Source organism: Streptomyces sp. NPDC005266, from assembly GCF_040607655.1.
Taxonomy (GTDB): domain Bacteria; phylum Actinomycetota; class Actinomycetes; order Streptomycetales; family Streptomycetaceae; genus Streptomyces.
In genome coordinates, this window is record NZ_JBEXHC010000004.1 from 187,652 (window position 1) to 211,163 (window position 23,512).

Consider the following 23,512-nt stretch of genomic DNA (forward strand, 5'->3'; position numbering starts at 1 on the left):
AGGCTCCCCTCACAGGCCGATGACGGTGGCGCGCCGGGCCGACAGATCAATGACGATCCTGCTGGTGTCGATCCACTTGCCGCCCGGGATGCGGACGAACAGCTGCACACACCGGTGGACACCGCACCGCGACACCTTCTGCGCGCCGCTCACGCCCCGGGCGCGGGAGTGCAGGAACGCCATTCCCTGCACCAGCAGTTGGGAGGGCGAGGCGAGCGTCTTCTTCGTCTCCGACGCGTAGGAGTCGCGCATCCCCGGGCCGAGACGGCGGTCGGCCAGGATGATCTTCACCGCCTGCCGGACCTCGGCCAGGGTGGGCGGCGGCTGGACGCCGCGCCGGCGGTCCGAGCGGATCACTTTCCGGGAGCGCAGATCGACCAGCCGGGTGATCAGGGTGTCGGAGGCGTAGTCGTAGAGCTGGACCTCGGCCTCACTGTCGGGGGCGGCGGGCGCCGACTTGTCACGCAGCGGGCGGTGAGTGTCCAGCACCTCGGCCCCGGAACCGCCCGTCGCGTTCCGCTCCTTGCCGCCTTCGCCGCTCCTGTCGCCCTTGCTCCTGTCGCCTTTGCTCCTGTCGCCCTTGCCCCGGGGCGAGGGGTCCTGCCCCGTGGCATCCCCGACGGCGATGCGGGACGCCTTCCGCGCCTCCTCGGACGTCAACGGGCCGGTGTGCGAGGCGATGGCCGCCGCGGGCTGCGCGGGCCGCGAGGTGCCGGGCGACGCGGGCGATCCTGCCGTGTTCAGGGCGGCGATTCCCCCGCCGGCCAGCACAGCCGCCACGCCCAGCGCCACGCACCGGCGCCATCTCCGTCTCCGGCCGCTTGGCGCGCCGTCCGCGCCGTCGTGAGTGGCATTGATTCTCATCACCCAGCCGTTCCCGTTGTCGGTCCAGTGAGCCCGGGCAGGGCTCGGGGGACAGCGGGCCGGCGCCCCGTGGGGCGCATGCCGGAACCGAGGGCTGTCGTCGGTGCCTGTCCCGCCGCCGCGGCACGATGCGAGCCGCCTCCGACGGGTTCGTGCGGACATCCCCCGGACTCACCCCTGTCCACTCGGCTCACGTTTTCACCCCTCAGGGCGTCATAACAGTTGCTTTTGTAATCAAGCGACTGTGAGAAACGCATGTTTCGGCAGCGAGGGCCCCTGGGTGGGGGAGGCTGCACAGTGCTCGCACGGACGGCCCGTGAGCTGGGCCGTAACGCGACAGGAGGGCGGGGAGACCGACGCCCCGCCCCGCGACCGCATCGACGCCGAGAGGTGACCGTGAACGACTACCCCGCCGGCACATCCGCCCCAGCCCCCCTGTATGCCGGCCCGCGGCGCCGCGCGCTGTGGGTGGTGGGCGTGATCTTCTCCGCCGGACTCCTGGCTCCGCTGTTGTTCCTCGGCGCCGCCAGAAAGGGCTACGTGAGCCGCGCCGTCCCCGCCGTCTACGCGGCGGCCATTTACCCGGTCGCGCTGGGCAGGCAGTGGCTTCCCAATCCGGGCGACTGGATCACATGGGTGCTCGCGGCCGTGGTGCTCACCGCGGCGGCCCACGCCGCACGCCTGGACACCGGCCGCGCATCCGGCGAATGACGGACGAGTGGTGGACGCATGACGGAGTCAAAGCGGCGCGCCGGAAGTCCACCGGCCGCGGCCGGCCATGACCGTTGAGTCACATGATCGCGCTCTCCGTACTTCCTCATGTCCACCAACGCTGAAGGAGCACATTCACGATGGCCACTCCACTGACCGCCGCCCGCCTGCTGAAGGCACTGCGCGACGAGGGGCTGGAGGTGCACGAATACCGCGACTGGCGCCACCACAACCGCAACTCCAAGGGCGCCTGGGGCCCGGTGAACGGTGTGATGATCCACCACACCGTCACCAAGGGCACCGACTCCTCGGTGAAGCTGTGTTACGACGGCCACGCGTCGCTGCCGGGCCCGCTGTGCCACGGCGTCATCGACAAGGCGGGCGCGGTCCACATGGTCGGCCACGGCCGCGCCAACCACGCCGGTACGGGCGACGCAGATGTGCTCAGGGCGGTCATCAACGAGACCGACCTGCCCGTCGACAACGAGGCCGACACCGACGGCAACCCCCACTTCTACGGCTTCGAGTGCATCAACCTCGGCGATGGCGAAGACCCCTGGCCGGAGGCGCAGAAGCTGGCGATCGAGAAGGTCTCCGCCGCCATCTGCCGCGCCCACGGCTGGACCCAGCGGTCGGTGATCGGCCATCGGGAGTGGCAGCCGGGCAAGGTCGACCCCCGGGGCTTCTCGATGGATACCATGCGCTCCCGGATAGCGAAGCGACTCGGTACTTAGCCCTGGACGGTGCCCGGCCGGTGGGGACGCGTCGGCAGGTGACGGTCGAAGAAGGAGCGCACCAGGCCGCGTACCAGGCGCACCGATGAGCTCGGGCCGATGGCGCCGACGAGCGTGTTCCGGCCGTCGGCGGTCATCAGCCCCGCGGCCACCTTCCACTGGACCGGCCACCCCCACGTCGCCGACCTCCCCGGCCACCCCCTGGTCCTGACCTACCCGGCCGGCCGGGGCCTGCCGCTGACGCCGGCCGGGGCGGACAGCCCCGATGAGGCGCTGGCCGCCGTGGTCGGGCGCACTCGCCTGGACGCGCCGCACCTCCTCGCGGACCCCCATACCACCGGCGGACTCGCCCGCCGGCTGGGCGTCAGCAACGCCACCGCGTCCGCCCACGCCGCCGCCCTGCGCGGCGCGGGCCTGATCACCACCACCCGCGCGGGCCGGTCGGTCCCGCATCAGCGCACCGGCCCGGGGGATCTGCTGGTGCGCCGACCTGTGTGAACGCGGGAGACCTACCGCCCTTGGCCGGATGGCCAAAGCGTGCCCTGCCGTCTTGGCCGATGCGCACACCCGCCCCTGTGCCCGGCTCCGCATCATCAAAGGTACGACAGCCCTCCACCGTCATGGCGCCCCGAGGAGACCGCACCCCGATGACCTTTCTGGACCCGACCGCCGATGTGGTGTCCCTGACCCGCGCCCTGGTCGACATCCCCTCCGAGAGCGGCGACGAGGCCGTCCTCGCCGACGCCGTCGAGACCGCGCTGCGCGCCCTGCCCCATCTGACGGTCGAGCGGATCGGCAACTCCGTCGTGGCCCGAACCGGCGGGGGTGGCGAGCGGCGGGTCGTCATCGCCGGGCATCTCGACACGGTCCCGGCCGCGGGGAACCTCCCCGCGCGGCTGGAGGGCGAGCTGCTGCACGGCCTCGGGGCCTGCGACATGAAGGGTGGCGTCGCGGTCGCCCTCCGGCTCGCGGCGACGCTCACCGCCCCGGTGCACGAGGTGACCTATGTGTTCTACGAATGCGAAGAGGTCTCGGCCGACCGCAATGGCCTCGCCCGGATCGCGGCCGAGCGCCCCGAGCTGCTCCGGGCCGATCTGGCGATCCTCATGGAGCCCTCGGACGCCGGGGTCGAGGCGGGCTGTCAGGGCATGCTGATGGCCGACATCACGGTACGCGGCGAGCGCGCGCACACCGCCCGCTCCTGGCGGGGTGTCAACGCCGCCCACCGCGCCGCCGCCGTCCTCCAGCGCCTCGACGACCACATGGCGGAGCGCATCGTCATCGACGGTCTGGAGTACCGCGAGGGGCTGAACGCCGTCGCCGTACGCGCGGGCGTTGCCGAGAACGTCGTCCCCGACCTGTGCGTGGTCACCGTCAACCTGCGGTTCGCGCCGAGCCGTTCGGCGCGGCAGGCCGAGGCGTATCTGCGGGACCTCTTCCCCGCGTACGAGGTCGAGATCACCGAGGTCACACCGGGGGCTCTGCCGGGCCTGGGCCAGCCGGCGGCCGCCTCGCTCGTCGGGTTCCTGGGCGTGGCGCCCCGCCCCAAGCTGGGCTGGACCGATGTGGCCCGGTTCGCCGCGCTCGGCACCCCGGCGCTCAACTACGGCCCCGGGGACCCGTCCCTCGCGCACACGGCGGGGGAGTACGTGCCCATCGCCCAGCTGCGCGCGTGCGAGACGCGGCTGGCCGACTGGCTCGGCGGCTGACGTCCCCTACGAGCCGGCCGCCCGCAGCCCAGCGAGCGTCCGCAACTGGAGCCACAGCACCAGCCGCTCGTCCGGGTCGTCCAGGTCGAGGCCGAGGTGTGCCTGCGCCTGCCGGAGGCGGTAGCGGCAGGTGTTGGGATGAACGGCGAGCAGCTTCGCCGCCCGCGCCATATCGCCGCCCGCGTCCAGCCAGCACACCAGCGTCCTGGCGTAGTCCGTGCCGTGCTCGGCGTCGTACGCCAGGACGTCCCGCCACCCCCCTGCCGACAACTCCCGCCGAGCGGACATGAGTTCGGCAAGCCGCAGCAGGACCACCCGGGGGCGTACGTCGTGCACGGCCGCCACCGTCTCGTCCGGCCCGAGGACCCGGAGCACCAGATCGGCGTCGGCCCGTGAGCCACGTATCTCCGCCAGGTCCGGCACCACCTCGCCGAGCCCGGCCCGCACCGGCACCCGCAGCGCCTGTCCGGCGCGCCGCACGATGTCCTCGGCGAGCCGCCGCTGCCGCTCCCCGCCCCGCCCGCCCGGCTCCCCGGCCGCCGGCAGCAGTGCGTACACCACCCCGTCGAGCGATACGCAGGCATGCCGTCCGTACCGGGCCTCGCACTGGAGCCGTACGAGATCCAGCAGCCGCAGCGCGGCCTGCTCCCCGTCCGGCGCGGAGGCCGCGCCGTCGAGCGTGAACGCCACCATCCGCACCGGGATTCCCGGGACGAAGCCCAGACGGTGGGCGGCGGTGGCGGGGTCGGCGGTGCCGTCCAGGAGACGGCGCAGCAGATCGCTGGTCAGATGCCGGGCCAGCTCCTCGCCCGCCCGCGCCCGCAGCAGAAGCAGGGCAGCCGTGGAGGCCCCCTGGGTGAGGGCCTCCACGGCGTCGGGGGCCAGGGTCCCGTCGTCGACGGCCCACAGGGAGCCGAGGGTTTCGCCACCCGCCCGGACGGCGATCGCCAGTCGGGGCAGCTCGCCGTCGCCGAGGGCGGCGAGGCGCACCGGCCCCTGGGAGGCGAACAGCACCCGGTACTGCTCGGTGTTCTCGGGGCTGTCCGGCACCTGGCGGCCGAGAATGCTCTGCCGCCGGGACTCGTCCACGGGCTGCCCGGGGACGGTGGAGTAGGCGAGGATGCGCTGCCGCGGGTCCTCGATGACGGTGGCGCCGCCCACGGCCGCCGCCACGGCGCCCGCCAGCGAGAAGAGATCGCCGAGCGCTCGCCCGCCGCCGGTGGCGCCGGGCCGGGCGCCGATCGCCTGGGCGAGCAGCAGATGGACATGGTGCCAGGCGGCGTCCTCGTCCACGGCGAGCAGGGCCAGTCCCCGGTCCTCGGCCTCCGCCAGTGGTCCGCCGCCTTCGCCCTCGTCGCCCGCGCCCTCACCCCGTACGACGAGCCCGGCCATCCCGGCGGCGGCCGCCTCGCGCACCACCGGCCCGGCCGCGTCCGCCCGTACCCCGACCGCCAGCAGCAGGGCGCCGGGCGCGCGGGCCGGGAGCGGGGCGTGGGCGTCGTACAGCAGAACCTCGGTCACCGGCGTGGCGCGCCCGGCCGGGGCGGTGAGCAGCCGCAGCGTGGCCTCACCGAGAGTGTCGATGAGCTCGCCGAGGGTGCGGATGTCCATGAGGTGGTGCCGGGCCTTCCGTGCGGGTATTGGCTGATCGCCACAGGACCATAGGCGGGTCTTGTCCATCCGGACAAGCCGCACCCGATCGCGGCCCTGGAGACTCGGGGCATGACACCTGTGACGATCGACGTCGGCGCACGCGCCACCGCCGCCGCCCGCACCGCCGGGGTCACGGTCCGCACCGTGGACGATGTGGCCGGAATCCGCGCGGTGGCCGACTTCTTCGCCGATGTGTGGCGTATGCCACGCGACACCCCGCCGTATCCGACGGAGGTCCTGCACAGCCTCGTCCACGCGGGTGGCGCGGTGCACGCCGCGTACGCCGCCACCGGATCCGCGCCGGGCGAAGGACCGGTCGGCGCGTCGGTCGCCGTCTTCGGACCGCCCGCGGCGCGGGAGGTGTACTCGTTCGTGGCGGCGGCCACCGCCTCCGACCGGGGCGTGGGCTTCGCCGTCAAACAGGCCCAGCGGCTCTGGGCGCTCGAGCACGGCGCCAGCACCATGCGCTGGACCTTCGACCCGCTGGTCGGCCGCAATGCCCGCTTCAACCTGGTCAAGCTGGGTGCCGTCGGGGCCGAGTATCTGATCGACCTCTACGGGCCGATGAACGACGGGGTGAACGACGGCGACGAGAGCGACCGGCTCACCGCCGCCTGGGACCTCACCGCGGAGCCGGTGGACACCTCCGGCCCCACTGCCCACAGCGAGGACCGCGCCACCGCCACCGTCCTCCGCCACGCCCCGGACGGCGGTCCGCTCGCCGCCCGCGACGAGGGGCGGCTGTGGTGCAGGGTGCCCAAGGACATCGTCGCCCTGCGCGCCGCCGACCCGGCCCTCGCGCTGCGCTGGCGCCACGCCGTGCGCGAGGTCCTCACCGACGCGTACGCCGAGGGCTTCCGGGCGACCGGGATGTCCCGCGACGGCTGGTACGTGCTGACCTCGCACACCCCGCACACCCCGCACACGACCTCGGAGGAACCCCGCGCATGAGGCTCGAACGCGTCGAACTGCTCCATGTCGCCTTGCCGCTCCGCACCCCCTTCCGTACCTCGTTCGGAACGATGACCAGCAAGGACACCTTTCTGCTGCATGTCGTGACGGACGAGGCCGAGGGCTGGTCCGAGTTCGCCGCCGATCCGGAGCCGCTGTACTGCCCGGAGTTCGTCGCCGGCGCCGAGATCGTGATCCGCGACTTCCTGCTGCCGCGCGTCACCGCCCTTCCCGAGCCGACGGTCGCGGCCCTCGCGCCCGCGATGGCCTCCGTCAAGGGCCATGAGCTCGCCAAGGCGGCCCTGGAGACCGCTCTGCTCGACGCCGAGCTGCGCGCCTATGGCATGCCGATCGCCACCTTCCTCGGCGCGGTCCACGACCGGGTGCCCGCCGGAGTCTCCGTCGGCATCAGGCCCACGCTCCCCGAGCTGCTCGACGACGTCGAGCGGTATCTGGCCGAGGGCTACGTCCGCATCAAGCTCAAGATCGAGCCGGGCTGGGACCTGGAACCGGTGCGCGCCGTGCGAGAGCGGTTCGGCGACGCGCTGCCGCTGCAGGTCGACGCCAATGCCGCGTACACCCTCGCCGACGCCGAACATCTGCGGAAACTGGACGACTTCGGCCTGCTGCTCATCGAGGAGCCGCTGGAGGAGAACAACCTCTACGCCCACGCCCAGCTGCAGAAGCGGCTGACCACCCCGGTGTGTCTGGACGAGTCCATCCACACCGCGCGCGACGCCGCGTCCGCGATCGCGCTGGACGCCTGCCGGGTCATCAACATCAAACCCGCCCGGGTCGGCGGCTATCCGGAGGCACGTCGCATCCATGACCTCGCCGCCGCCCACGGCGTTCCGGTGTGGTGCGGCGGCATGCTGGAGACCGGTATCGGCCGCGCCCCCAACCTGGCGCTGGCCGCACTGCCCGGATGCACCCTGCCCGGCGACACCTCGGCGTCCAGCCGGTATTTCGCCGAGGACATCACCGAGCCGTTCGTCCTCCAGGACGGTCATCTGCCCGTCCCGACCACCCCCGGCATCGGCATCGACCCTTTGCCGGACGTCCTCGCCCGCTTCACCACGGCGCGGCGGGAACTGTACGCACGGGGCTGACCGACGCCTGTCACAGCGCCGCGTACACCGCGTCGATCAGGGCCATCTTGCGGGGGTCGTTGGCCAGATGGGGGCCCATCCGGTTCATCACATAGCCCATGCCGACCTCCGCCTCCGGGTCGGCCAGACCGAAGGAGCCGCCGAAGCCGTCATGGCCGACGGCGCGGGGGTTGGGGCCGTACGCCCCCTGCGGGCCGCTCAGCCACAGGCCGAGGCCGACCTCCGTGTCATGGCCGAAGGCCGCGCCCAGGACCAGATCGCGACAGGCGCCCTGGCCCTCCCGGACGCGCTCGGCGGCCTCCGCGGAGAGCACCCGGCGATCGCCCGCCAGGCCCCGGCGGGCGACGATGTCGTACAGCGCTGCGACGGCGCGCGCGGTGCCATGGCCGCCCGCCGCCGGAATCTGCGCGGCGCGCCACGCGGGGCTGTTGGCCTCGGCGGCGGCGACCGGTGGATTGCCGAGGGCGGCCAGGGCGGCCGGCGGCAACTGAGAGAAGGACGCGGCCCGTTCGCCGTTCGCGGCGGCCGGCGCGTGGACCAGCTCGGCCACCCTGTCGGCTTCCTTCTCCGGCAGGCCGATCGTGAAGTCGAGGCCCAGCGGCCCGGTGATCTCCTGCCGCAGGAACGCGCCCGGCAGCAGACCGGTGATCCGCCGGATCACCTCGCCGACCAGAAAGCCGTACGTCAGCGCGTGGTAACCGGACTGCGAACCGGGCTCCCACCACGGCTCCATGGCCGCCAGCCGCCGCGTGGTCAGCTCCCAGTCGTACAGCTCGGCCACGGAGTGCGGCTCCCGCAGCCCGGCCAGGCCCGCACGGTGCGACAGCAGATACCGCACCGGAAGCGAGGACTTGCCCGCCGCGGCGAACTCCGGCCAGTACGTGGCCACCGGCGCGTCCAGGTCCAGCAGGCCCCGGTCGATCAGCACATGGGCGCACAGCGCCGTGGGCCCCTTGGTTGTCGACCACACATTGACCAGCGTGTCCCGCTCCCACGCGACGGTGCGCTTGCTGTCCGCCCAGCCGCCCCACAGATCGACCACGCTCTGTCCGCCGACCCGCACGGCCACCGCCGCACCCAGCTCGCCGCGTTCGGCGAAATTCGCCTCGAATGCCTCCCGGACCCCGGCGAAGCGCGCGTCGCAGTGGCCCTCGATCAGTGGCACGGACGGTGTCATGAGGTCTCTCCAGCGGCTCGGTGGTCAGGTGAGGTGGGGTCGGCGAGAACGACGGTGAAGTCGCGGAGCTCATAGCTGCTGATCTCGTCCTTGAAGCCGACCCGGGGCGGGGCGGCCATCCGGAGTCCCGGCAGAGCGAACAGACGGCTGAGGAAGACATCCGTCTCAAGGATCGCGATATGGGCGCCGGGGCACTTGTGCGGGCCGTCGCCGAAGGACAGGCCCGGGGCGCCGGCGCCCTCGGCCATCCCGCGCCCGGGACGGACCCGCCCGGGACATGTGCCCACCGTGCGTTCGTCCGTATTGGCGCTGTCGATGAGCAGGTCGACCAGCGCCCCGGCCGGCACCGTCACGCCGCCCTCGCCGCCCCCGTTCCCCAGCTGGAGCGGGGCGGTCGTACGGCGGCGGAGGCACCCGATGACCGGCTCCAGCCGGAGGATCTCCTGCAGGATCGCGATCCTGCCCGCCTCGCCCGCCGCCCGGTACCGGGCGAGCAGCGCGGGTGTCGGTGAACAGATGCCAGGCCGCCACATTGACGAACTCCCGCGTGGTCACCATCCCCGCAGCGGCGAACGTGAGGCACTCGCCGAGAATCTCGCCGGACCCACACCCCTCGTCGAGCAGATGGGAGATCAGGTCGTCACGCCGGACCCTGCGGCGGGCGCGCACGGCCGGGCGTACGTCGCCCAGATAGACCCGCAGCCAGTTGGTGTTCTGGCGCACCATCCAGTAGAGCCCATGGAGGCTGGTCAGCCCCGGCCGCCCGAACGTGTCGGGGAAGAAGCGCTCCAGCCGCCGCCGGATGCCGGGCCTGCTCTCCGTCAGACCGATCACGGCGGCGGCCACCTCGACCGCCAGATGGAAGCTCAGATCGTCGAGCCGCCCCTGGCCCGTCTCCCGGAGGGCGGCGATCCGGTCCTCCGCGACCCGGACCATGACCTCGCGGTACCGCTCGTCCACGCGGCGAGGGGTGAAGAACCGGGCGGTCTGCCGCCGGTGTTCACGGTGCTCGGGGCCGTCCCGGTAGAGAACCGGCCGCCGGATCCGCGAGGGAAGCCTCTCCACGGTCTCGACGCCGAGCCCGGCCTGCACGGTGGCGGTGGAGCGCAACACGGTGCGGGCCTCCTCGTACCCCCGCACCTGCCAGACCCCGTCGGCCCCCCTCCGCACCGGACAGCCGTCCTGGGTCGGCCCCCGCTCGATCCTGCGCCCTCCGTACCCCTCATCCGCACCGCTCACCGGCGGCCCCTCCCTCGTCCGACGCACTGGCCCGACGGCGCGGACCACCTCTCGTCACGTCCCCCTCCGCCGGGCCCGGCTAACCTCGGTGGGGGATCCGCGGGTGTGGGTGAGCGAGCGGCGGGGCGGCGTCAGGCGTTGATGACGCCCGCGCCGAGCAGCCCGAACAGCGCCACTCCGATGATGACGCGGTAGATCACGAAGGCGTTGAAGGAGTGCTTGGCCACGAACTTCAGCAGCCAGGCGATCGAGGCGTAGGCGACGACGAAGGAAACCACCGTGCCGACCGCGAGCGGAATCGTGCCCACACCGCCGCCCGTGGCGTCCTTGAGCTCGTACAGCCCCGCGCCGGTCAGCGACGGAATACCCAGGAAGAAGGAGAGCCGGGTGGCGGCGACGCGGTCCAGGTCGAGGATGAGCCCGGTGGACATGGTGGCGCCCGAGCGTGAGAAGCCGGGGAAGAGCAGGGCGAGGATCTGCGAGGATCCGACCAGCATCGCGTCCTTGAAGCTGGTGTCGTCCTCCCCGCGCTTGTGCCGGCCCATCTGGTCGGCCGCCCACATCAGCCCGCTGCCGACGATCAGTGATCCGGCCACCACCCACAGGGAGGCGAGCGGCCCCTCGATGAGCGGCTTGGCCGCGAGGCCCACGACCACGATCGGGATGGTGGCGTAGATGACCCACCAGGCGAACTTGTAGTCGTGGTGGTACCGCTCCTCGCGGTTGACCAGGCCGCGTCCCCACGCGGTGGCGAAGCGGAGGATGTCCTTGAAGAAGTACACCAGGACGGCGGCGATGGCACCGACCTGGATCACGGCGGTGAAGGCGACGACGGACTTGTCGTCGACCGGGATGTCCATCAGCCCTTCGGTGATCTTCAGATGGCCGGTGGAGGAGACCGGGAGGAATTCCGTGATCCCCTCCACGACGCCGAGAACGACGGCCTGTCCGATGTTGATCGCGCTCACGTGATCCGTCCCGCCGGTGTCTTGTGCGTAACACAATGAATGTCTACGCGACTGTAGACGACGGCCCGGGAAGGTGGCCAATCAGCAGGCCCGGCTCCCGCGGTCCGGCCCCGGGCGCCCCGCGGCGCTCAGCCGCGCGTCGGGCGGGTCCGACGCGCGGCGGCGCCTGGCTGGACGCCGACCACCGCCCCATGGCCCTCAGGAACGTCGCATGGCGAGTTCGGCGAGCGGGTGCGGTACGTCCGCGCGCACCCAGGGGAAACGGGCTGGGCGGCCTTCCGGAGGTGCTCCGGCAGACCGCGGCGCGCGGCGATGCCCCGCCGTAGGCCGACGGCAAGCCGGTGAAACCGGCCGGTGAAACCGGTGAAAAGGGAAGAGGGGCCCGCCCGGAGGTCACCGGGCGGACCGTGTCGGGTCAGGCGGAGTGCGTCAGCAGGCTCCGTACGCCATTGGCCGACAGGGTGACCGCTTCCGGGGCGCCCGCGTCAATGGTCAACGAGAGCTCGTCGGAGGGCCAGCCCTGCGCCAGGGCGCCCAGCGGTACCAGGTGGTACCGCTCGATCTGCGGCAGCGCCTGGTGCATACGGTCCGCCGAGGTGAAGACCGGCACCAGCTGGGCGCCGTCCTCCTGCTGGAACACGGGCAGGGTCACTGCCTGCGGATCCGTCTCCTCGCCGGTTTCGGCGGAGGGAAGCAGGACCTCGCTGTTGGCAAGCGTGGTCAGCGCCTCCTCGTCCGCGCGGTCGGCCGCCAGCTCGCCGAGGGCGTGCTGGGTGGCGGAAACGTTGCTGTTATCGGAAGGGCTGGTCATGATTCCGTCCATGGATCGGGGCTTGTGGAATGGCTCTGGGCCCAGAGCGGCTGTTACCAACCGCAGCTGGCTCGAATACCCCTCTCCATGGCGATCACACGTCCGCCTCGGCGCCAATTCTCGAAACCCGTGATTTTCTGCTCCGGCCCGCTACGACCTGACCCAGCCGTACGACCGCTGGACAGCCCGTTTCCAGGTCTCGTACTCCGACTCCCGCCGCCCGGGATCCATCGAGGGCAGCCATTGCGCGGCGCGGTGCCAGTTGCGGCGCAGCCCCTCCAGGTCCGGCCAGTAGCCGACGGCGAGACCCGCGGCATAGGCGGCGCCGAGCGAGACGGTCTCGGACACCATGGGGCGCACCACGGGCACATCGAGGACGTCGGCCAGGATCTGCATGAGCAGATGGTTGGCCGTCATGCCGCCGTCGACCTTCAGCTCCTTCAGCGGCTGGGGCGAGTCGGCGTTCATGGCGTCGACGACTTCGCGGGTCTGCCAGCCGGTCGCCTCCAGTACGGCACGGGCCAGATGCCCCTTGGTGATGTACGAGGTGAGCCCGACCACGACGCCCCGCGCGTCGCTGCGCCAGTGCGGGGCGAACAGCCCGGAGAAGGCGGGCACGATATAGCAGCCGCCGTTGTCCTTGACGGTGCGGGCGAGGGTTTCGATCTCCGGGGCGCTGTGGATCAGCCCCAGCCCGTCGCGGAACCACTGCACCAGCGCGCCGGTGACCGCCATCGGCCCCTCCAGGGCGTAGACCGTCGGCTCGCCCGCGATCTTGTAGCCCACCGTGGCGAGCAGTCCGTGGCGGGACCGGATGAGGCTGGTACCGGTGTTGAGCAGCAGGAAGCTGCCGGTGCCGTAGGTGCACTTGGCCTCCCCGGAGGCGAAGCAGGTCTGGCCGAACAGCGCCGCCTGCTGGTCGCCGAGGGCCGCGCAGATACGCACGTCCGGCAGGAGCGAGCCCGCCACGCCGTAGCAGTCGGCCGAGGGCCGGATGTCCGGGAGCATCGCGCGGGGCACCCCGAAATACGCCAGCAGCTCATCGTCCCAGGTCAGCGTGCGGATGTTCATCAGCATGGTGCGGCTGGCATTGGTGGCGTCCGTGATGTGCAGCCCACCGGCCGGCCCGCCGGTGAGATTCCAGATCAGCCAGCTCTCCATGGTGCCGAAGAGCACCTCGCCGCGCTCCGCGCGCTCGCGCAACCCGTTGACGTGGTCGAAGAGCCAGCGGATGCGGGGCGCGGAGAAGTAGGTCGTGGGCGACAGCCCGCAACGGTCCAGGAAGAAGTCGTCACCGGTGGTGCGCCGCGCCTCCTCGACCAGGGCGCTGGTGCGGGTGTCCTGCCAGGTGATGGCATGTCCCACGGGCTCGCCCGTGCGGCGGTCCCAGACGACCGTGGTCTCGCGCTGATTGGCGATGCCGATCGCCACGATCTGGCCGGCATCGATCCGGGCGTTGCCCAGCGCACGGGGGACGACCTTCCGCAGATTGGCCCAGATCTCGATGGGGTCGTGCTCCACCCAGCCGGGCTTGGCGTAGTGCTGCTGGTGTTCTCGCTGGGCGACGGACACCAGCCGTCCCCGGTGGTCGAAGAGGATGCACCGGGTGGAAGTGGTGCCCTGGTCGATGGACATCACATAGCGTTCAACCATGGCCTGGCCTGCCTTCGCGGGTTCGAGCAGGGCACGGGGGTCACCATCGGCTCGCGCCGAGGTCGCGGGAGATCGCCCGTGCGGCGTCGCGGGTCAGCCCGACGAGGGACGGCTGGGGCCGGCCCTTGCTGTCGCAGAGGCGTTCGACGGAGCCGGACACACCGATGGCGCCCACCATGAGGCCGCCCTGTCCGCGTACCGGCGCCGCGATGTCCGCTTCGCCCATCGTCATTTCCTGGTTGGCGGCCCCCCAGCCGGTCTCCCGTATCTCGCCCAGTGCCTTGCCCAGCTGCTGGGAGGAGACGAGCGTGTGCCGGGTATAGGCCTCCGGTGGTGTTTCCATCAGCGGCTCCACGGGTGCCGCCCCGAACGCCAGCAGGACCTTGCCCAGTGCGCTGGCGTGCAGCGGCAGCAGTGAGCCCACGTCCAGGGTCTGAAAGGTGTCATCGGGCCGGAAGACGTGGTGGACGACGAGGACCTGGCCCTCCAGATACACGCCGAGGCGAACTGCCTCACCGCTGCGGGCGGCGAGCGCGTCGGCCCAGTTGATGGAGCGGGACCGCAGCTCGTTGATGTCGAGATAGCTGGTTCCCAGGTGCAGCAGCGCCGCGCCGAGCTGATACTTGCCGGTGGTCCTGTCCTGTTCGACGAAGTCGACGCTCTGCAGGGTGCGCAGAATGCCGTGGGTGGTGCCCTTCGCCAGTCCGAGTGAGGCCGCCACCTCGCCCAGGCCGAGCCGACCGGAACCCTGGGCGAGCAGCCGCAGAATCGCCGCCGCCCGCTCGATGGACTGCACCGGGCCGGCCATGACGCGATCGTAGCTCTTCGGCCATGGGCTCAGCCTGCTGAGCAGGCGGTCCAAACGTTCGGCAATGCCGACTCGGGTTCGTTGACCCCGGTGGGTGGCGGCCCATAGCGTCCCTATCAGGACATGAGTTCCAGTATGACGATAGGTGGCCCAGAGGGGCTCATCAAGGACATCAACCCGGCGAGGAGAGGAGGAGATGTGGCGGACCAGCTCAGTTTTCCGGTGGCCGGCTTCGTAGGGCATGTGGTGGAGCAGGCAGGTGCCACCGCGCGCCGCATCGGCTCCCCGGTTGAGTGCGGGGAGGCGGTGGGCGCGCCGATGGCGACCGAGGACGAGGTTCCGGACTCGGCACGATCGGATGACACTGACGGATATCTCTTCTCGGTGCCGCACATCCATGAGGCGGTCGCCCCCGTGCGACGACGGGCGCAGGCGCTCCTGATCGAGTGGGAGCTGCCTGCCGACTGTCTCGACGACGCGCTCATGGTGATCTCGGAACTGATCACCAACGCCGTACTCCACGCGCTGCCCCCGGCTGTCCTGCGGCTGCGCTGGAGCGAGAACGAGGGGTGCCCGGCCCTGCGGATCGAGGTCACAGACGGCGGCCCGGCGCCCGGTGATCGGCTGCGGGACCAGGAGATCGAGCCCGATGAACACGGGCGCGGGCTCGCCATTGTCTCCGCACTCTCGGCGCGCCATGGCACCCGCACCGGCGACGACCGCGTCACGCGCTGGGCGGAGCTGCCGGTGGCCGCCTGACCGGCCCCCTCAGGCGCTCCTGGCCGGTCCCTCAGGCGGCTCCTGAGCGGTCCCTCAGGTGCTGTCGTCGTCGATGGTGCGGATGACGCTGTTCGGGCAGAGGCGCTCGGCGAGCCGGGCCTTCTCCTGGAGCTCGGGCGGGGGCCGGTCGTCCAGCACGACCACCAGGCCGTCGTCCTCGGACTGATCGAAGAGCTCCGGCGCGTGCAGCGCGCACTGACCGGCCCCGCGGCACCGGCCGCGGTCCACCTCGATACGCATCATGATCACCCTTCCCAGGTGACCGGGAGCCGGTGGACTCCGTAGATGAGCATGTCGTCGCGGAGCGGCACCTGGTCGGGCGGCACGGCCAGACCGAGCGAGGGGAAGCGCCGGAGCAGGGCCGGATAGCCCGTCCGCATCTCCATCCGCGCCAGATGCTGGCCCAGACACTGGTGAATGCCGTGCCCGAAGGCGATGTGGTGGGCCGCGTCGCGGGTGATGTCCAGCTCATCGGGGTGGTCGGGGAAGTGCGAGGGGTCCCGGTTGGCCGCGGCGATCGACGCGACCACGGTCTCCCCGGCCCGCACCCGCACTCCGGCGATCTCCACGTCCTCCCGGGCGGCCCGGACGGTCCCGAACTGCACGATGGTCAGATACCGCAGCAGCTCCTCGACCGCCTGATCGACGAGCTCGGGCCGCTCGCGCACCAGCCGCGACTGCCCGGGATGACACAGCAGGGCGTAGGTGCCGAGCGCCAGCATGTTCGCCGTCGTCTCATGGCCGGCCAGGAGCAACAGCAGTCCCACGCCGGTGAGCTCGTCGTCGTTGAGCGGCGGCGAGGGGTCCTTCTCCAGTGCGCCGTGGACGAGCCTGGACAGCAGGGCGTCGTCCGGCTGCTGTCGCTTCACCTCGATCAGATCGCGCATGTAGTCCCATAGGGCGTCCCTGGCCGCGTAGATCTCCGCCTCGGTCCCATCGACCCGGAACAGCTCGAAGGCCCACCGCTGAAAGGCGCCCCGGTCCCCGTAGGGCACCCCCAGCAGCTCGCAGATCACCAGCGACGGCACCGGCCGCGCGAACGCCTCCACCAGATCGGCCGGCGGCCCGGCGCGCTCCATCGCGTCCAGCCGGCCGGTGATGATCTCCTCGATCCGCGGTTGCAGCCCACGCATCCGCCGGACCGTGAACCATCTGGTCAGCAGGCGTCGATAGCGGGTGTGCTCGGGCGGATCCATGCCGATGAACGAGCCCAGCCGACGGCGGTCGTCCTCGGGGATCGGCACCGCGCTCACCGGCGAGGAGGTCCGTCGGCGGTCCGCGGTGAACCGCTCGTCCGCGAGCAGATCCTGTACGTCCTCATAGCGGGTGAGCAGCCAGCCCACCTTCCCGTCCGGAAACGCCAGCCTGCTGGCCCGCCGCTCCTCGCGCATCTCACCGTAGGCACTGGGGGGATCGAACGGGCAGTCGCGCTCCCGGGGCAGGGAGACCGGCGACGACCCGGGTGAGGTGACCGACACGGCAGCGCTCCCTTCCACGGCGGGGCATGGAGAGCAGCCCGCACGAACCGAGCCCTTCCCTTCGAGCGTAGCCCGGCTGCCGGGCCCGCTCTTCCCGGAGCCCCGCTCACCGGCGGCTCGCACGCCCCAGGAGAAACGGAACCGCCAGATGGTGGGTCGGCGCCGCCACCGCCCCCACCGGGCGGGCCGGGCGCCGGTTGAAGCGTACGAAGGTCACCCAGGTGACGCTCGCGTCCGCAACGACCACGACGTTGTACGCGGCGACCAGCCGCGAGTGCGCGGTGAGGGTGACGGAGCCGGTACCGTCATCGGAGACGAGTCACCCCAGGATGTGCCGCGGCGAGTGTTTCGGGCCCGGCCGGCCCAGGACCAGGCTCCACCCCCACACCAGAAACCGGCGCAGCGGAGCCGGAGCGCCCTCGAAGATGGCGCGCGTCCACTGCTCGGGTGTCCGGGGCCGGGCGTGCGCGGTCGGTCAAGCGAACGCCGACGCGTAAGGGGGTCCCCCCTGAATTCCTTGGCGGCTGTCAGCGCCTGTGGCACCGCCGCCCGGCGGACGCGTGAAGTGGTCATGGGTGAGGACTCCTTACCGGTTCGTCATCGGGGACCACGGGAAGCATCGCGCCGCCCGCCGGGCGGCGGGACGTCGGCAGGTCCCGGGACCGCCGGATCGGGGAGAAGAACAGGATCAGCCCGGCGAGCGGAATCCCCGCCGTCGTGATCCACATCGCGGGGCGCAGGCCGAGCGCGGTGCCGAGCGCGCCGCCGAGCAGGGCGCCGAGGGGAAGCGCCCCGTAGGTGAGGAACGAAGAACTCGCGGTGAGACGGCCGAGCAGCTCCGCCGGGCAGTAGCGCTGCTGGAAGCTCGCCTTGAGCACATTGCCGGCCACCACGCCCGCGGAGACACAGAAGCCGCCCGCCACGAAGAACAGCACCCCTGCTCCGCCGACGGTCAGCGGGATGAGCAGGGCGCACACCGCCAGGCCGAGTTCGAAGAGGAGAGTCGCGCGGGCCGTGCCGACCCGGTCGGCCGCTCGGCGCGCGGCGAAGGCGCCGGCGACGCCTCCGGTGCTGACGGCCGCGGCGAGTGAGCCGACCAGCCCGGGGGACAGCCCGACCTCACGGACCAGGAAGACCACCCGCAGTGACTGATACCCCATCAGGGCCACGTTGGAGGCGGCCGCGAAGAGCGTCAGGGTACGCAGCCAGGGGTCGCCGGCGATCAGCCGCAGCCCTGCGCCGACCTCGCGGGCGAGCGCGCCGGGGCGGCGTTCGGGGCGGCTGGCGCGGGGCTCGCGGTGGCGGATCCCGGCCAGGCAGAAAAGGGAGACGAGGAAGGTGACGGCGTTGGCGAACATCCCGTTCACCGCCCCCGCCCACTGTGCGATCACACCGCCGGAGCCCTGCCCGGCGATCTGCGCGGCGGACGCGCTGCCGTGCAGTTTCGCATTGCCCTCCGGCTGGTCCTCGGAGTCCAGGAGGGTGGGGAGGTAGGCGCTGTAGGCGGTCTGGAAGAACACTCCCGCCGTGCCCGTCAGCAGCGCGACGGACAGCAGCAGCGGGACGCTCAGCCACCCGGCCCGGGCGGCGAGCGGGACCCCGGCGAACAGCGGCACGGAGATCCCGGCGGCGGTCAGCATGATCGGTCTTCGCCGCAGCCGGTCCACCCAGGCGCCGACCGGAAGACCGATGACCAGCCAGGGGATCCAGGTGGCGGCGGTGAGCAGACCCACCTCGAACGTACTGGCGTCCAACGTGGACACGGCGATCAGCGGCATCGCCACCCCGGCGACCGCCGTACCGAACTTACCGGCCGTCTCACCGCACCACAGCAGCCGGAAATCGCGGTGGCGGCGCAGCAGGCCACCCCGTGCGCCCCGGCTCATGCGGTGTCCCGCTTCCTGCGGGGAAAGGACTGGAGCTGCACGACGACCGGAAGTGCGTCCGGCGCGGGGTCGGTGTCCGGGTCAGGAGTGTGACGTTCGATGACGGCTCGCAACTCGGCATTCATCGCACGGAGTTGATCCGGTGTCAGCCGGAGGTCACGCCAGTCGCAGACGGTGCCGGCGCTGCGCCAGGTCTCGTCCCAGTCCTCGCTGACGTAGTTCATGACCCGGCCGAAATACTGTCGCACCAGCTCCCGCAGATAGACCGACAGCGCCCCGCGGGAGTCGGGATCATCGCTGAAGTCGGAGATGTTCAGCTCATTGGTGACCCCGACCCTCCGCCACCACCGCTCACGCTTCGTGCCGCGCCCGGTTTCCTCCTCGAGGAAACCGTGCTCGGCGAGATGCCGCAGATGCCAGCTGACGGTCCCGGTGTTCTCCCCGAGCCGCTCGGCGAGGAGGGTGGCGGTGGCCGGGCCGTCGAGGCTGAGGAGTTCGAAGATGCGCATCCGCAAGGGGTGCGCCAGCCCGCGCAGGCTGTGCGCGTCGATACGGCGGGTCGGCTTGGCGGGATGGGGTGTTGCGGGGGAGCGGTCGTCGGACATGTCGGCATCCTAGAATGCAGAGGATCCTCTGCATAGATATCTCTGCAGAGAAGTCTCCGCCCATGGCAATCCGCCAGCCGCCGTTGACCAGGGCCAGGATGCTGTGCACTTGGCTCAGATACTGGGAGAAGACCGGTGAGACGTGTGCGGCATGGAAGGAGTAACCGACGTCCGCCGAGGTCCCCGCGCAGGCCGCTCCCTCATCCCGTGACGACCACCGACGCAAGGATCGCGATGAAGAGCCAACCCATCGTCACCTCGTTCTCCGTCTACCCGGTCGCCGGCCGGGACTGCATGGAGCTCAACCTCTCCGGCGCGCACGGCCCGTACTTCACCCGCAATGTGGTCGTGCTCCAGTCCAGGGGACGCACGGGCCTGGGGGAGGTGCCCGGAGGCGAGAGGATCACACAGACCCTGCGCGACGCCGAGTCCCTCGTCCTCGGCGCGCGGGTGCGATGACAAGCGCGTCCTGCGGGAGATCGGGGACCGGTTCGGCGACCGTGATGCCGTTGGCCGAGGTGCCCAGACCTTCGATCTGCGCACCACCGTCCATGCCGTCACGGCCGTCGAATCGGCCCTGCTGGACCTGTTGGGACAGCATCTCGACGTCCCCGTGGCGGCCCTCCTCGGCGACGGCCGGGAGCGCGACTCCGTACGGGTCCTGGGCTATCTGTTCTACGTCGGCGACCCCGACCGCACCGACCTGGAGTACGTGCGGGAGGCGGAGGCGGAGGCGGAGTGGTACCGGATCCGCCATGAGGGAGGCGCTGACCCCCGAGGCGATCGTCCGCCAGGCCGAGGCCACCCACGGAGTAGCGAAGGCGGGGCGCCGCACGTCTCTCGGCGCCCCGCGCCCGGGCCGGGCCGGACGGATCAGACCTCCAGGTCCGCCTCTATCTTGCGCAGCTGGTGCCGGGCCATCGCCAGATTCGCCCGGTTCTTGTCCAGCGCCAGATAGAGGAAGAGGCCCTGGCTGTTCCGCCCCTTCAACAGCCGGATCAGGTGGTACTGCGTGTCGAGGGTGATCAGGATGTCCTCGATGGCGTCCTTGAGGCCGAGCTGTTCCATGGTGCGCACCTTGGCGCGGACCACATCGGTGTTGCCCGCGGCGGCCACCGTGAGGTCGAGTTCCTTCCCTCCGCCCAGGGTGCCCAGGGCCATACCGCTGGAATAGTCGACCAGCGCGACGCCGAGGGTGCCTTCGATGGATGTCATCGCCTCTTTGAGCGCGGTCTGGGTGTTCGCCATGATCGTGGCAGTTCCTTTCGGTGGTTGCGTGTGCGGATGGTGCCGGCGCCGCTGGGGGCGGCGCCGTCGGGGGGAAGCCATGGTGGTCAGGGCTGCTCGGCCCGGCGGAGTGCGCCGTTCACGAGATCGGCGAGCCGGGCACCCGACCGGCGGGCCTCCATATGGAGGCGGCCGACGTTGGTGCGCTCACCGGCCAGGACGGTCAGGACGGCCGTGGACCCGGCCGCGTACGTCGCGACATAGCCGTCCTCGCCGCGGACCAGCAGCTCACGGAAGGCGCCCCGGCCGGTGGCGCCCGCCAGCGACTGCGCCACCCCGAGGGCCGCCGCGGTCAGCGCGGCGACGCCGTCGGGTTCGACGGTGCCCGCGTCATGGGCCAGGACGACGCCATCGCTGGTGGCGGCCAGGGCGCCGGTCACATGAGCCACGCGCGCCCGCAACCGGCGCAGCTCCTCCAGCACGTCGGGTTCGGCGGCCAACAGCTGCCTCCTTTCCGTGCGCTGCCGCAGGGTGCGTCTCATGACGCTGCGCACAGCGCGGCCGGGGCGGTCGGGGGAATCACAGGGTTGCCTCCAAGGCGTCACGGACCCGACGCAGCAGGTCGATGTCGGGATCGGTGAAGACGATCGCGGCGGGACCGCGATCCGGGGCCGGCGGTAGGGGAGGGAGGTGCTGGGCGGGAGGGGACGGCCGGGGCGTCTCGACATGACCGGCGGCCGCCAGCCGCCGTATGTCGATCAGGGTGTGGAACGCGGGCCGGCCCAGGGCGCGGGCGATCCCGGCGGGTGTACGAACTCCGTCGGCCAGCGCCAGCACCGCGCGCTGACGGCGGGTGACGGCCGGGGCGCGGCCGTCCGGGCGGCGGAGCACCACGGGCTCGGTGTCGACTTGTGGATACGGCCACAGGGCATCGAGCAGCTTGCCGCGGCGCCGGGTCTCCCGCTCGACGGCCACCGCGCCCACCGGGCGCACCGGTCCGAGCCAGTGCGCCGCGCCCCGCTGGAAGCCGCGCGGTCCGCTGCCGCCGCCCAGCGCGAAGTAGGCCGCGTCGAACAGCGCGCCGAGATGGCAGATCTCCAGCTCCGCGTCCGACAGCCGCCCGCTGTCGACGAGGAACCGGCCGACGCCGCCGAGGGGGCCCGTTCGGCCCACCGCCTCCCGCCAGGTGTCGGCGGTGAGTCGTCCGCCGGTGGTGAGCAGAACGTCGATCCCGGGGGCCACGGGGCTCTCGGCATGGACGACTTGGCCGTCGATCAGGTAGAGCGTGCCCGCGTCGCACAGCAGGGCGCCACTGGCCCGCTCGGCCGCGAGCTCGGCGAGGCGGGGAGCCTGGCGGGCTCTCATGTCCCTCATATCAGCGCCAGACGCTGGGAGATGTCGCGTAACCGCAGCCGGGCGAGGGCCAGATTGCCTTCGCGGCGATCGAGCCACAGATAGAAGAAGACGCCGCCGTCGAAGGCCGTGTCGAGGAAGCGCAGCAGGTGGTAGCAGGTGCGGGTGGTGACGATGACGTCCTCGACGGGGGGTGCTCCATCGGCGTCGTCGGCGTCGCTCGCGTCCGCCGCGCCGCCGTGGCTCGGCTTCACCGCCGCGAACGCGGTCTGTTCGGCGGCCATCCGGGCCAGCTCGGCCGTCTCCGCCGCGGTGGCCTCGGGGTCGTCGTCCCGTACCTCGCCGATCATGCCGAGCGCGAGTCCGCTGGTCCACTCGATCAGGGCCGCTCCGCGGGCCCCGTTCACGGTCATCGCTTCCAGCAGACACTCGTCGATTCCGGGCATGCGGTCGCTCTCCTCCCTGCGTTGCCCGTGGCGCGCGCCGATGGCTTCGCCAGTGACGGCGAGGTTACGCAGGGTTCAGCACTAGGGGGTGAAATCCAGCAATGCTCCGAGACGGCGGGGGCGTTGTAGTAAGGTCCGCGCCCCTGTGACTCCCCTGTGCGCCGGCGGCCCCAGAGCCTCGGCGGCGCACAGGGGGCGCAACACGCCCCGGGCAACAATCGCCTCGGGCTCCGCGCTCCGGGACCGACCTGTCCGAGCTGCGTCTTTACCGCGTGGCGAGGGCTTCAGACCGGCCGTCGGGTGCCGGAGCGCCGGAGGTCGTGCCCGTGCCCGGGCCCGGTGAATGCGAACGATTCAGAGCGCAGAGGGGGCGCGCCCGGCCACAGACGGTGGGCGCATATTCCACCGTCCTATTGCGGATGTCCGGGATAGACCAGGAGAGGGTCTGGGTTAGTCGATTCCGCATGAAGATCGGCGCAGGGTGGCCGAAGGGCGTCGGCGGCGACGCTCGGCGGTCCTCCGGCCCGGAGCATCGCCCAGAGTGGCGCGATTTGGCGGCTGGGCGAGCTCATGGGCGGGGACGGACGGTCACATATCGAGAGGTTACGGCGTGGCGGGAGCGGACGGAGTGGGTGACGCCTTGCCGCCCCGGTTGGCGTTGGCCTCGGAGAGGACGACCATGGGCTCGCCGGGGGCGGGCATGGGCGCCTTGGTGAAGTCGGGACCGTTGGTCGGGGTGGCGGTGATCTGGGCCGGGAGCTTGTCGTAGTCGACCATCCCGGTGTTCTCCATCTGGGTGATGTGGTCCAGCACGGTGTTGTTGGCCTGTGTGGCCAGCTGACGCACCAGACTGTTCTTGCTGGTCGCCCGGATCTTGGCGATCGCGCTGAAGATCTGGCCGTGGGTGATGCGCAGGATCTGCGCCATCTGACCGTCGAAGTCCTTGCCCGTCGCGGCCGTCAGGGTGTCAAGGAACCCCTGCTGCTGCGGGGTGGGCTTGTTGGGCAGGGTGATGCCGAGCTTGGGGGCGATGTCCCGCGCCGCGGCGTCCAACCCCGCATGCCCCTTGATCAGATGGTCCCCCGCGGTCTTCACCGCCTTCGTGGTGCCCTTCTGGAGGGCCAGTTCACCCACCGGGAACTCCCACAGCCCGGCGAGGCGGACCTTGACCACGAAGTCCTTGTCGGCGCCGCTGAGCGGTCCGTACTGCGTGGACGTCGTCTTCGTCGCGGCCGTGGCGGTCTGCTGCTGCTGCCCGGTGAGGACGGGCGACATGATGACGGCGAGGGTGACCACCACGGAACCGATGAGGAGAGAGGTTCCTGTCACGAAGTACCTGGATCGCATAGA

At 71.6% G+C, this 23,512-nt stretch carries 22 protein-coding genes and 3 pseudogenes; 8 read left to right on the top strand and 17 right to left on the bottom strand.

The window, feature by feature from the left end:
* Positions 1-9 precede the first annotated feature (9 nt).
* A complete protein-coding gene (locus ABZU99_RS09710; RefSeq protein ID WP_356044955.1) occupies positions 10-792 on the bottom strand; it encodes a hypothetical protein in 783 nt (260 codons plus the stop codon).
* 468 nt (positions 793-1,260) lie between these two features.
* On the opposite strand from ABZU99_RS09710, the gene ABZU99_RS09715 reads away from it, so the two are divergent.
* The 4 genes and pseudogenes from ABZU99_RS09715 to dapE all read left to right on the top strand — a co-directional run bounded on the left by ABZU99_RS09715 (position 1,261) and on the right by dapE (position 4,018).
* Positions 1,261-1,575, top strand: a complete 315-nt coding sequence (locus tag ABZU99_RS09715; RefSeq protein ID WP_355941827.1) for a hypothetical protein — start codon at positions 1,261-1,263, stop codon at positions 1,573-1,575.
* A gap of 140 nt (positions 1,576-1,715) precedes the next feature.
* Positions 1,716-2,300, top strand: a pseudogene (locus tag ABZU99_RS09720) (N-acetylmuramoyl-L-alanine amidase); the annotation flags it as partial.
* Positions 2,301-2,408: 108 nt separating this feature from the next.
* Positions 2,409-2,807, top strand: coding sequence for an ArsR family transcriptional regulator (locus tag ABZU99_RS09725; RefSeq protein WP_356044958.1), 399 nt, complete (start codon positions 2,409-2,411; stop codon positions 2,805-2,807).
* A 149-nt stretch (positions 2,808-2,956) separates the two neighbouring features.
* Positions 2,957-4,018, top strand: coding sequence for a succinyl-diaminopimelate desuccinylase (dapE, locus tag ABZU99_RS09730; protein ID WP_356044961.1), 1,062 nt, complete (start codon positions 2,957-2,959; stop codon positions 4,016-4,018).
* Between the two features lie 6 nt (positions 4,019-4,024).
* Here dapE and ABZU99_RS09735 read toward each other — a convergent pair whose 3' ends face one another.
* Positions 4,025-5,629 (bottom strand): helix-turn-helix domain-containing protein, encoded by a 1,605-nt coding sequence (locus ABZU99_RS09735; protein ID WP_355941817.1) that lies wholly within the window; start codon positions 5,627-5,629, stop codon positions 4,025-4,027.
* A gap of 111 nt (positions 5,630-5,740) precedes the next feature.
* Here ABZU99_RS09735 and ABZU99_RS09740 point away from each other — a divergent pair, with 111 nt between their 5' ends.
* Both ABZU99_RS09740 and menC read left to right on the top strand, forming a co-directional pair.
* Positions 5,741-6,622 carry a chorismate synthase gene (locus tag ABZU99_RS09740; RefSeq protein WP_356044963.1) on the top strand — a complete coding sequence of 294 codons (882 nt, stop codon included), beginning with the start codon at positions 5,741-5,743 and terminating at the stop codon, positions 6,620-6,622.
* Positions 6,619-7,731, top strand: coding sequence for an o-succinylbenzoate synthase (gene menC / locus ABZU99_RS09745; RefSeq protein WP_355941811.1), 1,113 nt, complete (start codon positions 6,619-6,621; stop codon positions 7,729-7,731). Before ABZU99_RS09740 ends, menC begins: the two co-directional genes overlap by 4 nt.
* A 10-nt stretch (positions 7,732-7,741) precedes the next feature.
* Here menC and ABZU99_RS09750 read toward each other — a convergent pair whose 3' ends face one another.
* The 6 genes and pseudogenes from ABZU99_RS09750 to ABZU99_RS09775 all read right to left on the bottom strand — a co-directional run bounded on the left by ABZU99_RS09750 (position 7,742) and on the right by ABZU99_RS09775 (position 14,387).
* Positions 7,742-8,908, bottom strand: coding sequence for a serine hydrolase domain-containing protein (locus ABZU99_RS09750; RefSeq protein WP_356044966.1), 1,167 nt, complete (start codon positions 8,906-8,908; stop codon positions 7,742-7,744).
* Positions 8,905-10,078 (bottom strand): annotated as a pseudogene (locus ABZU99_RS09755) (cytochrome P450). The gene ABZU99_RS09750 and the pseudogene ABZU99_RS09755 overlap by 4 nt, the downstream one beginning before the upstream one ends.
* Before the next feature lie 200 nt (positions 10,079-10,278).
* Positions 10,279-11,115 carry an undecaprenyl-diphosphate phosphatase gene (locus ABZU99_RS09760; protein WP_355941805.1) on the bottom strand — a complete coding sequence of 279 codons (837 nt, stop codon included), beginning with the start codon at positions 11,113-11,115 and terminating at the stop codon, positions 10,279-10,281.
* 415 nt (positions 11,116-11,530) lie between these two features.
* Positions 11,531-11,926 carry an SseB family protein gene (locus ABZU99_RS09765; protein ID WP_355941802.1) on the bottom strand — a complete coding sequence of 132 codons (396 nt, stop codon included), beginning with the start codon at positions 11,924-11,926 and terminating at the stop codon, positions 11,531-11,533.
* 150 nt (positions 11,927-12,076) lie between these two features.
* On the bottom strand, positions 12,077-13,579 hold the full coding sequence (glpK, locus tag ABZU99_RS09770) for a glycerol kinase GlpK (protein ID WP_355941799.1): 1,503 nt from the start codon (positions 13,577-13,579) through the stop codon (positions 12,077-12,079).
* Between the two features lie 40 nt (positions 13,580-13,619).
* The gene (locus ABZU99_RS09775; protein WP_355941796.1) at positions 13,620-14,387 is read right to left on the bottom strand and encodes an IclR family transcriptional regulator; all 768 of its coding nucleotides are present in this window, start codon (positions 14,385-14,387) and stop codon (positions 13,620-13,622) included.
* 198 nt (positions 14,388-14,585) lie between these two features.
* Here ABZU99_RS09775 and ABZU99_RS09780 point away from each other — a divergent pair, with 198 nt between their 5' ends.
* Positions 14,586-15,146 (top strand): ATP-binding protein, encoded by a 561-nt coding sequence (locus tag ABZU99_RS09780; RefSeq protein WP_355941793.1) that lies wholly within the window; start codon positions 14,586-14,588, stop codon positions 15,144-15,146.
* Between the two features lie 54 nt (positions 15,147-15,200).
* On the opposite strand, the gene ABZU99_RS09785 is transcribed toward ABZU99_RS09780, so the two are convergent.
* From ABZU99_RS09785 to ABZU99_RS09800, 4 genes are all read right to left on the bottom strand, one after another.
* Positions 15,201-15,407 (bottom strand): ferredoxin, encoded by a 207-nt coding sequence (locus ABZU99_RS09785; RefSeq protein WP_355942286.1) that lies wholly within the window; start codon positions 15,405-15,407, stop codon positions 15,201-15,203.
* A 5-nt stretch (positions 15,408-15,412) separates the two neighbouring features.
* A complete protein-coding gene (locus ABZU99_RS09790) occupies positions 15,413-16,645 on the bottom strand; it encodes a cytochrome P450 (protein WP_356044972.1) in 1,233 nt (410 codons plus the stop codon).
* 569 nt (positions 16,646-17,214) lie between these two features.
* The gene (locus ABZU99_RS09795) at positions 17,215-18,531 is read right to left on the bottom strand and encodes an MFS transporter (RefSeq protein ID WP_356044975.1); all 1,317 of its coding nucleotides are present in this window, start codon (positions 18,529-18,531) and stop codon (positions 17,215-17,217) included.
* On the bottom strand, positions 18,528-19,136 hold the full coding sequence (locus ABZU99_RS09800) for a helix-turn-helix domain-containing protein (protein ID WP_356044978.1): 609 nt from the start codon (positions 19,134-19,136) through the stop codon (positions 18,528-18,530). The genes ABZU99_RS09795 and ABZU99_RS09800 overlap by 4 nt, the downstream gene beginning before the upstream one ends.
* A gap of 234 nt (positions 19,137-19,370) precedes the next feature.
* Here ABZU99_RS09800 and gudD point away from each other — a divergent pair.
* Positions 19,371-19,939, top strand: a pseudogene (gudD, locus tag ABZU99_RS09805) (glucarate dehydratase); the annotation flags it as partial.
* Between the two features lie 70 nt (positions 19,940-20,009).
* On the opposite strand, the gene ABZU99_RS09810 reads toward gudD, so the two are convergent.
* The 5 genes from ABZU99_RS09810 to ABZU99_RS09830 all read right to left on the bottom strand — a co-directional run bounded on the left by ABZU99_RS09810 (position 20,010) and on the right by ABZU99_RS09830 (position 23,509).
* Positions 20,010-20,384: a hypothetical protein gene (locus ABZU99_RS09810; RefSeq protein WP_355941781.1), complete on the bottom strand. Its 375-nt coding sequence runs from the start codon at positions 20,382-20,384 to the stop codon at positions 20,010-20,012.
* An 86-nt stretch (positions 20,385-20,470) separates the two neighbouring features.
* On the bottom strand, positions 20,471-20,905 hold the full coding sequence (locus ABZU99_RS09815) for a roadblock/LC7 domain-containing protein (protein WP_355941778.1): 435 nt from the start codon (positions 20,903-20,905) through the stop codon (positions 20,471-20,473).
* Positions 20,906-20,942: 37 nt separating this feature from the next.
* On the bottom strand, positions 20,943-21,737 hold the full coding sequence (locus ABZU99_RS09820; RefSeq protein WP_356044982.1) for a transcriptional regulator: 795 nt from the start codon (positions 21,735-21,737) through the stop codon (positions 20,943-20,945).
* The gene (locus tag ABZU99_RS09825) at positions 21,734-22,162 is read right to left on the bottom strand and encodes a hypothetical protein (protein WP_355941772.1); all 429 of its coding nucleotides are present in this window, start codon (positions 22,160-22,162) and stop codon (positions 21,734-21,736) included. Before ABZU99_RS09825 ends, ABZU99_RS09820 begins: the two co-directional genes overlap by 4 nt.
* Positions 22,163-22,765: 603 nt before the next feature.
* On the bottom strand, positions 22,766-23,509 hold the full coding sequence (locus ABZU99_RS09830) for a DUF4142 domain-containing protein (RefSeq protein WP_355941769.1): 744 nt from the start codon (positions 23,507-23,509) through the stop codon (positions 22,766-22,768).
* Positions 23,510-23,512 lie beyond the last annotated feature (3 nt).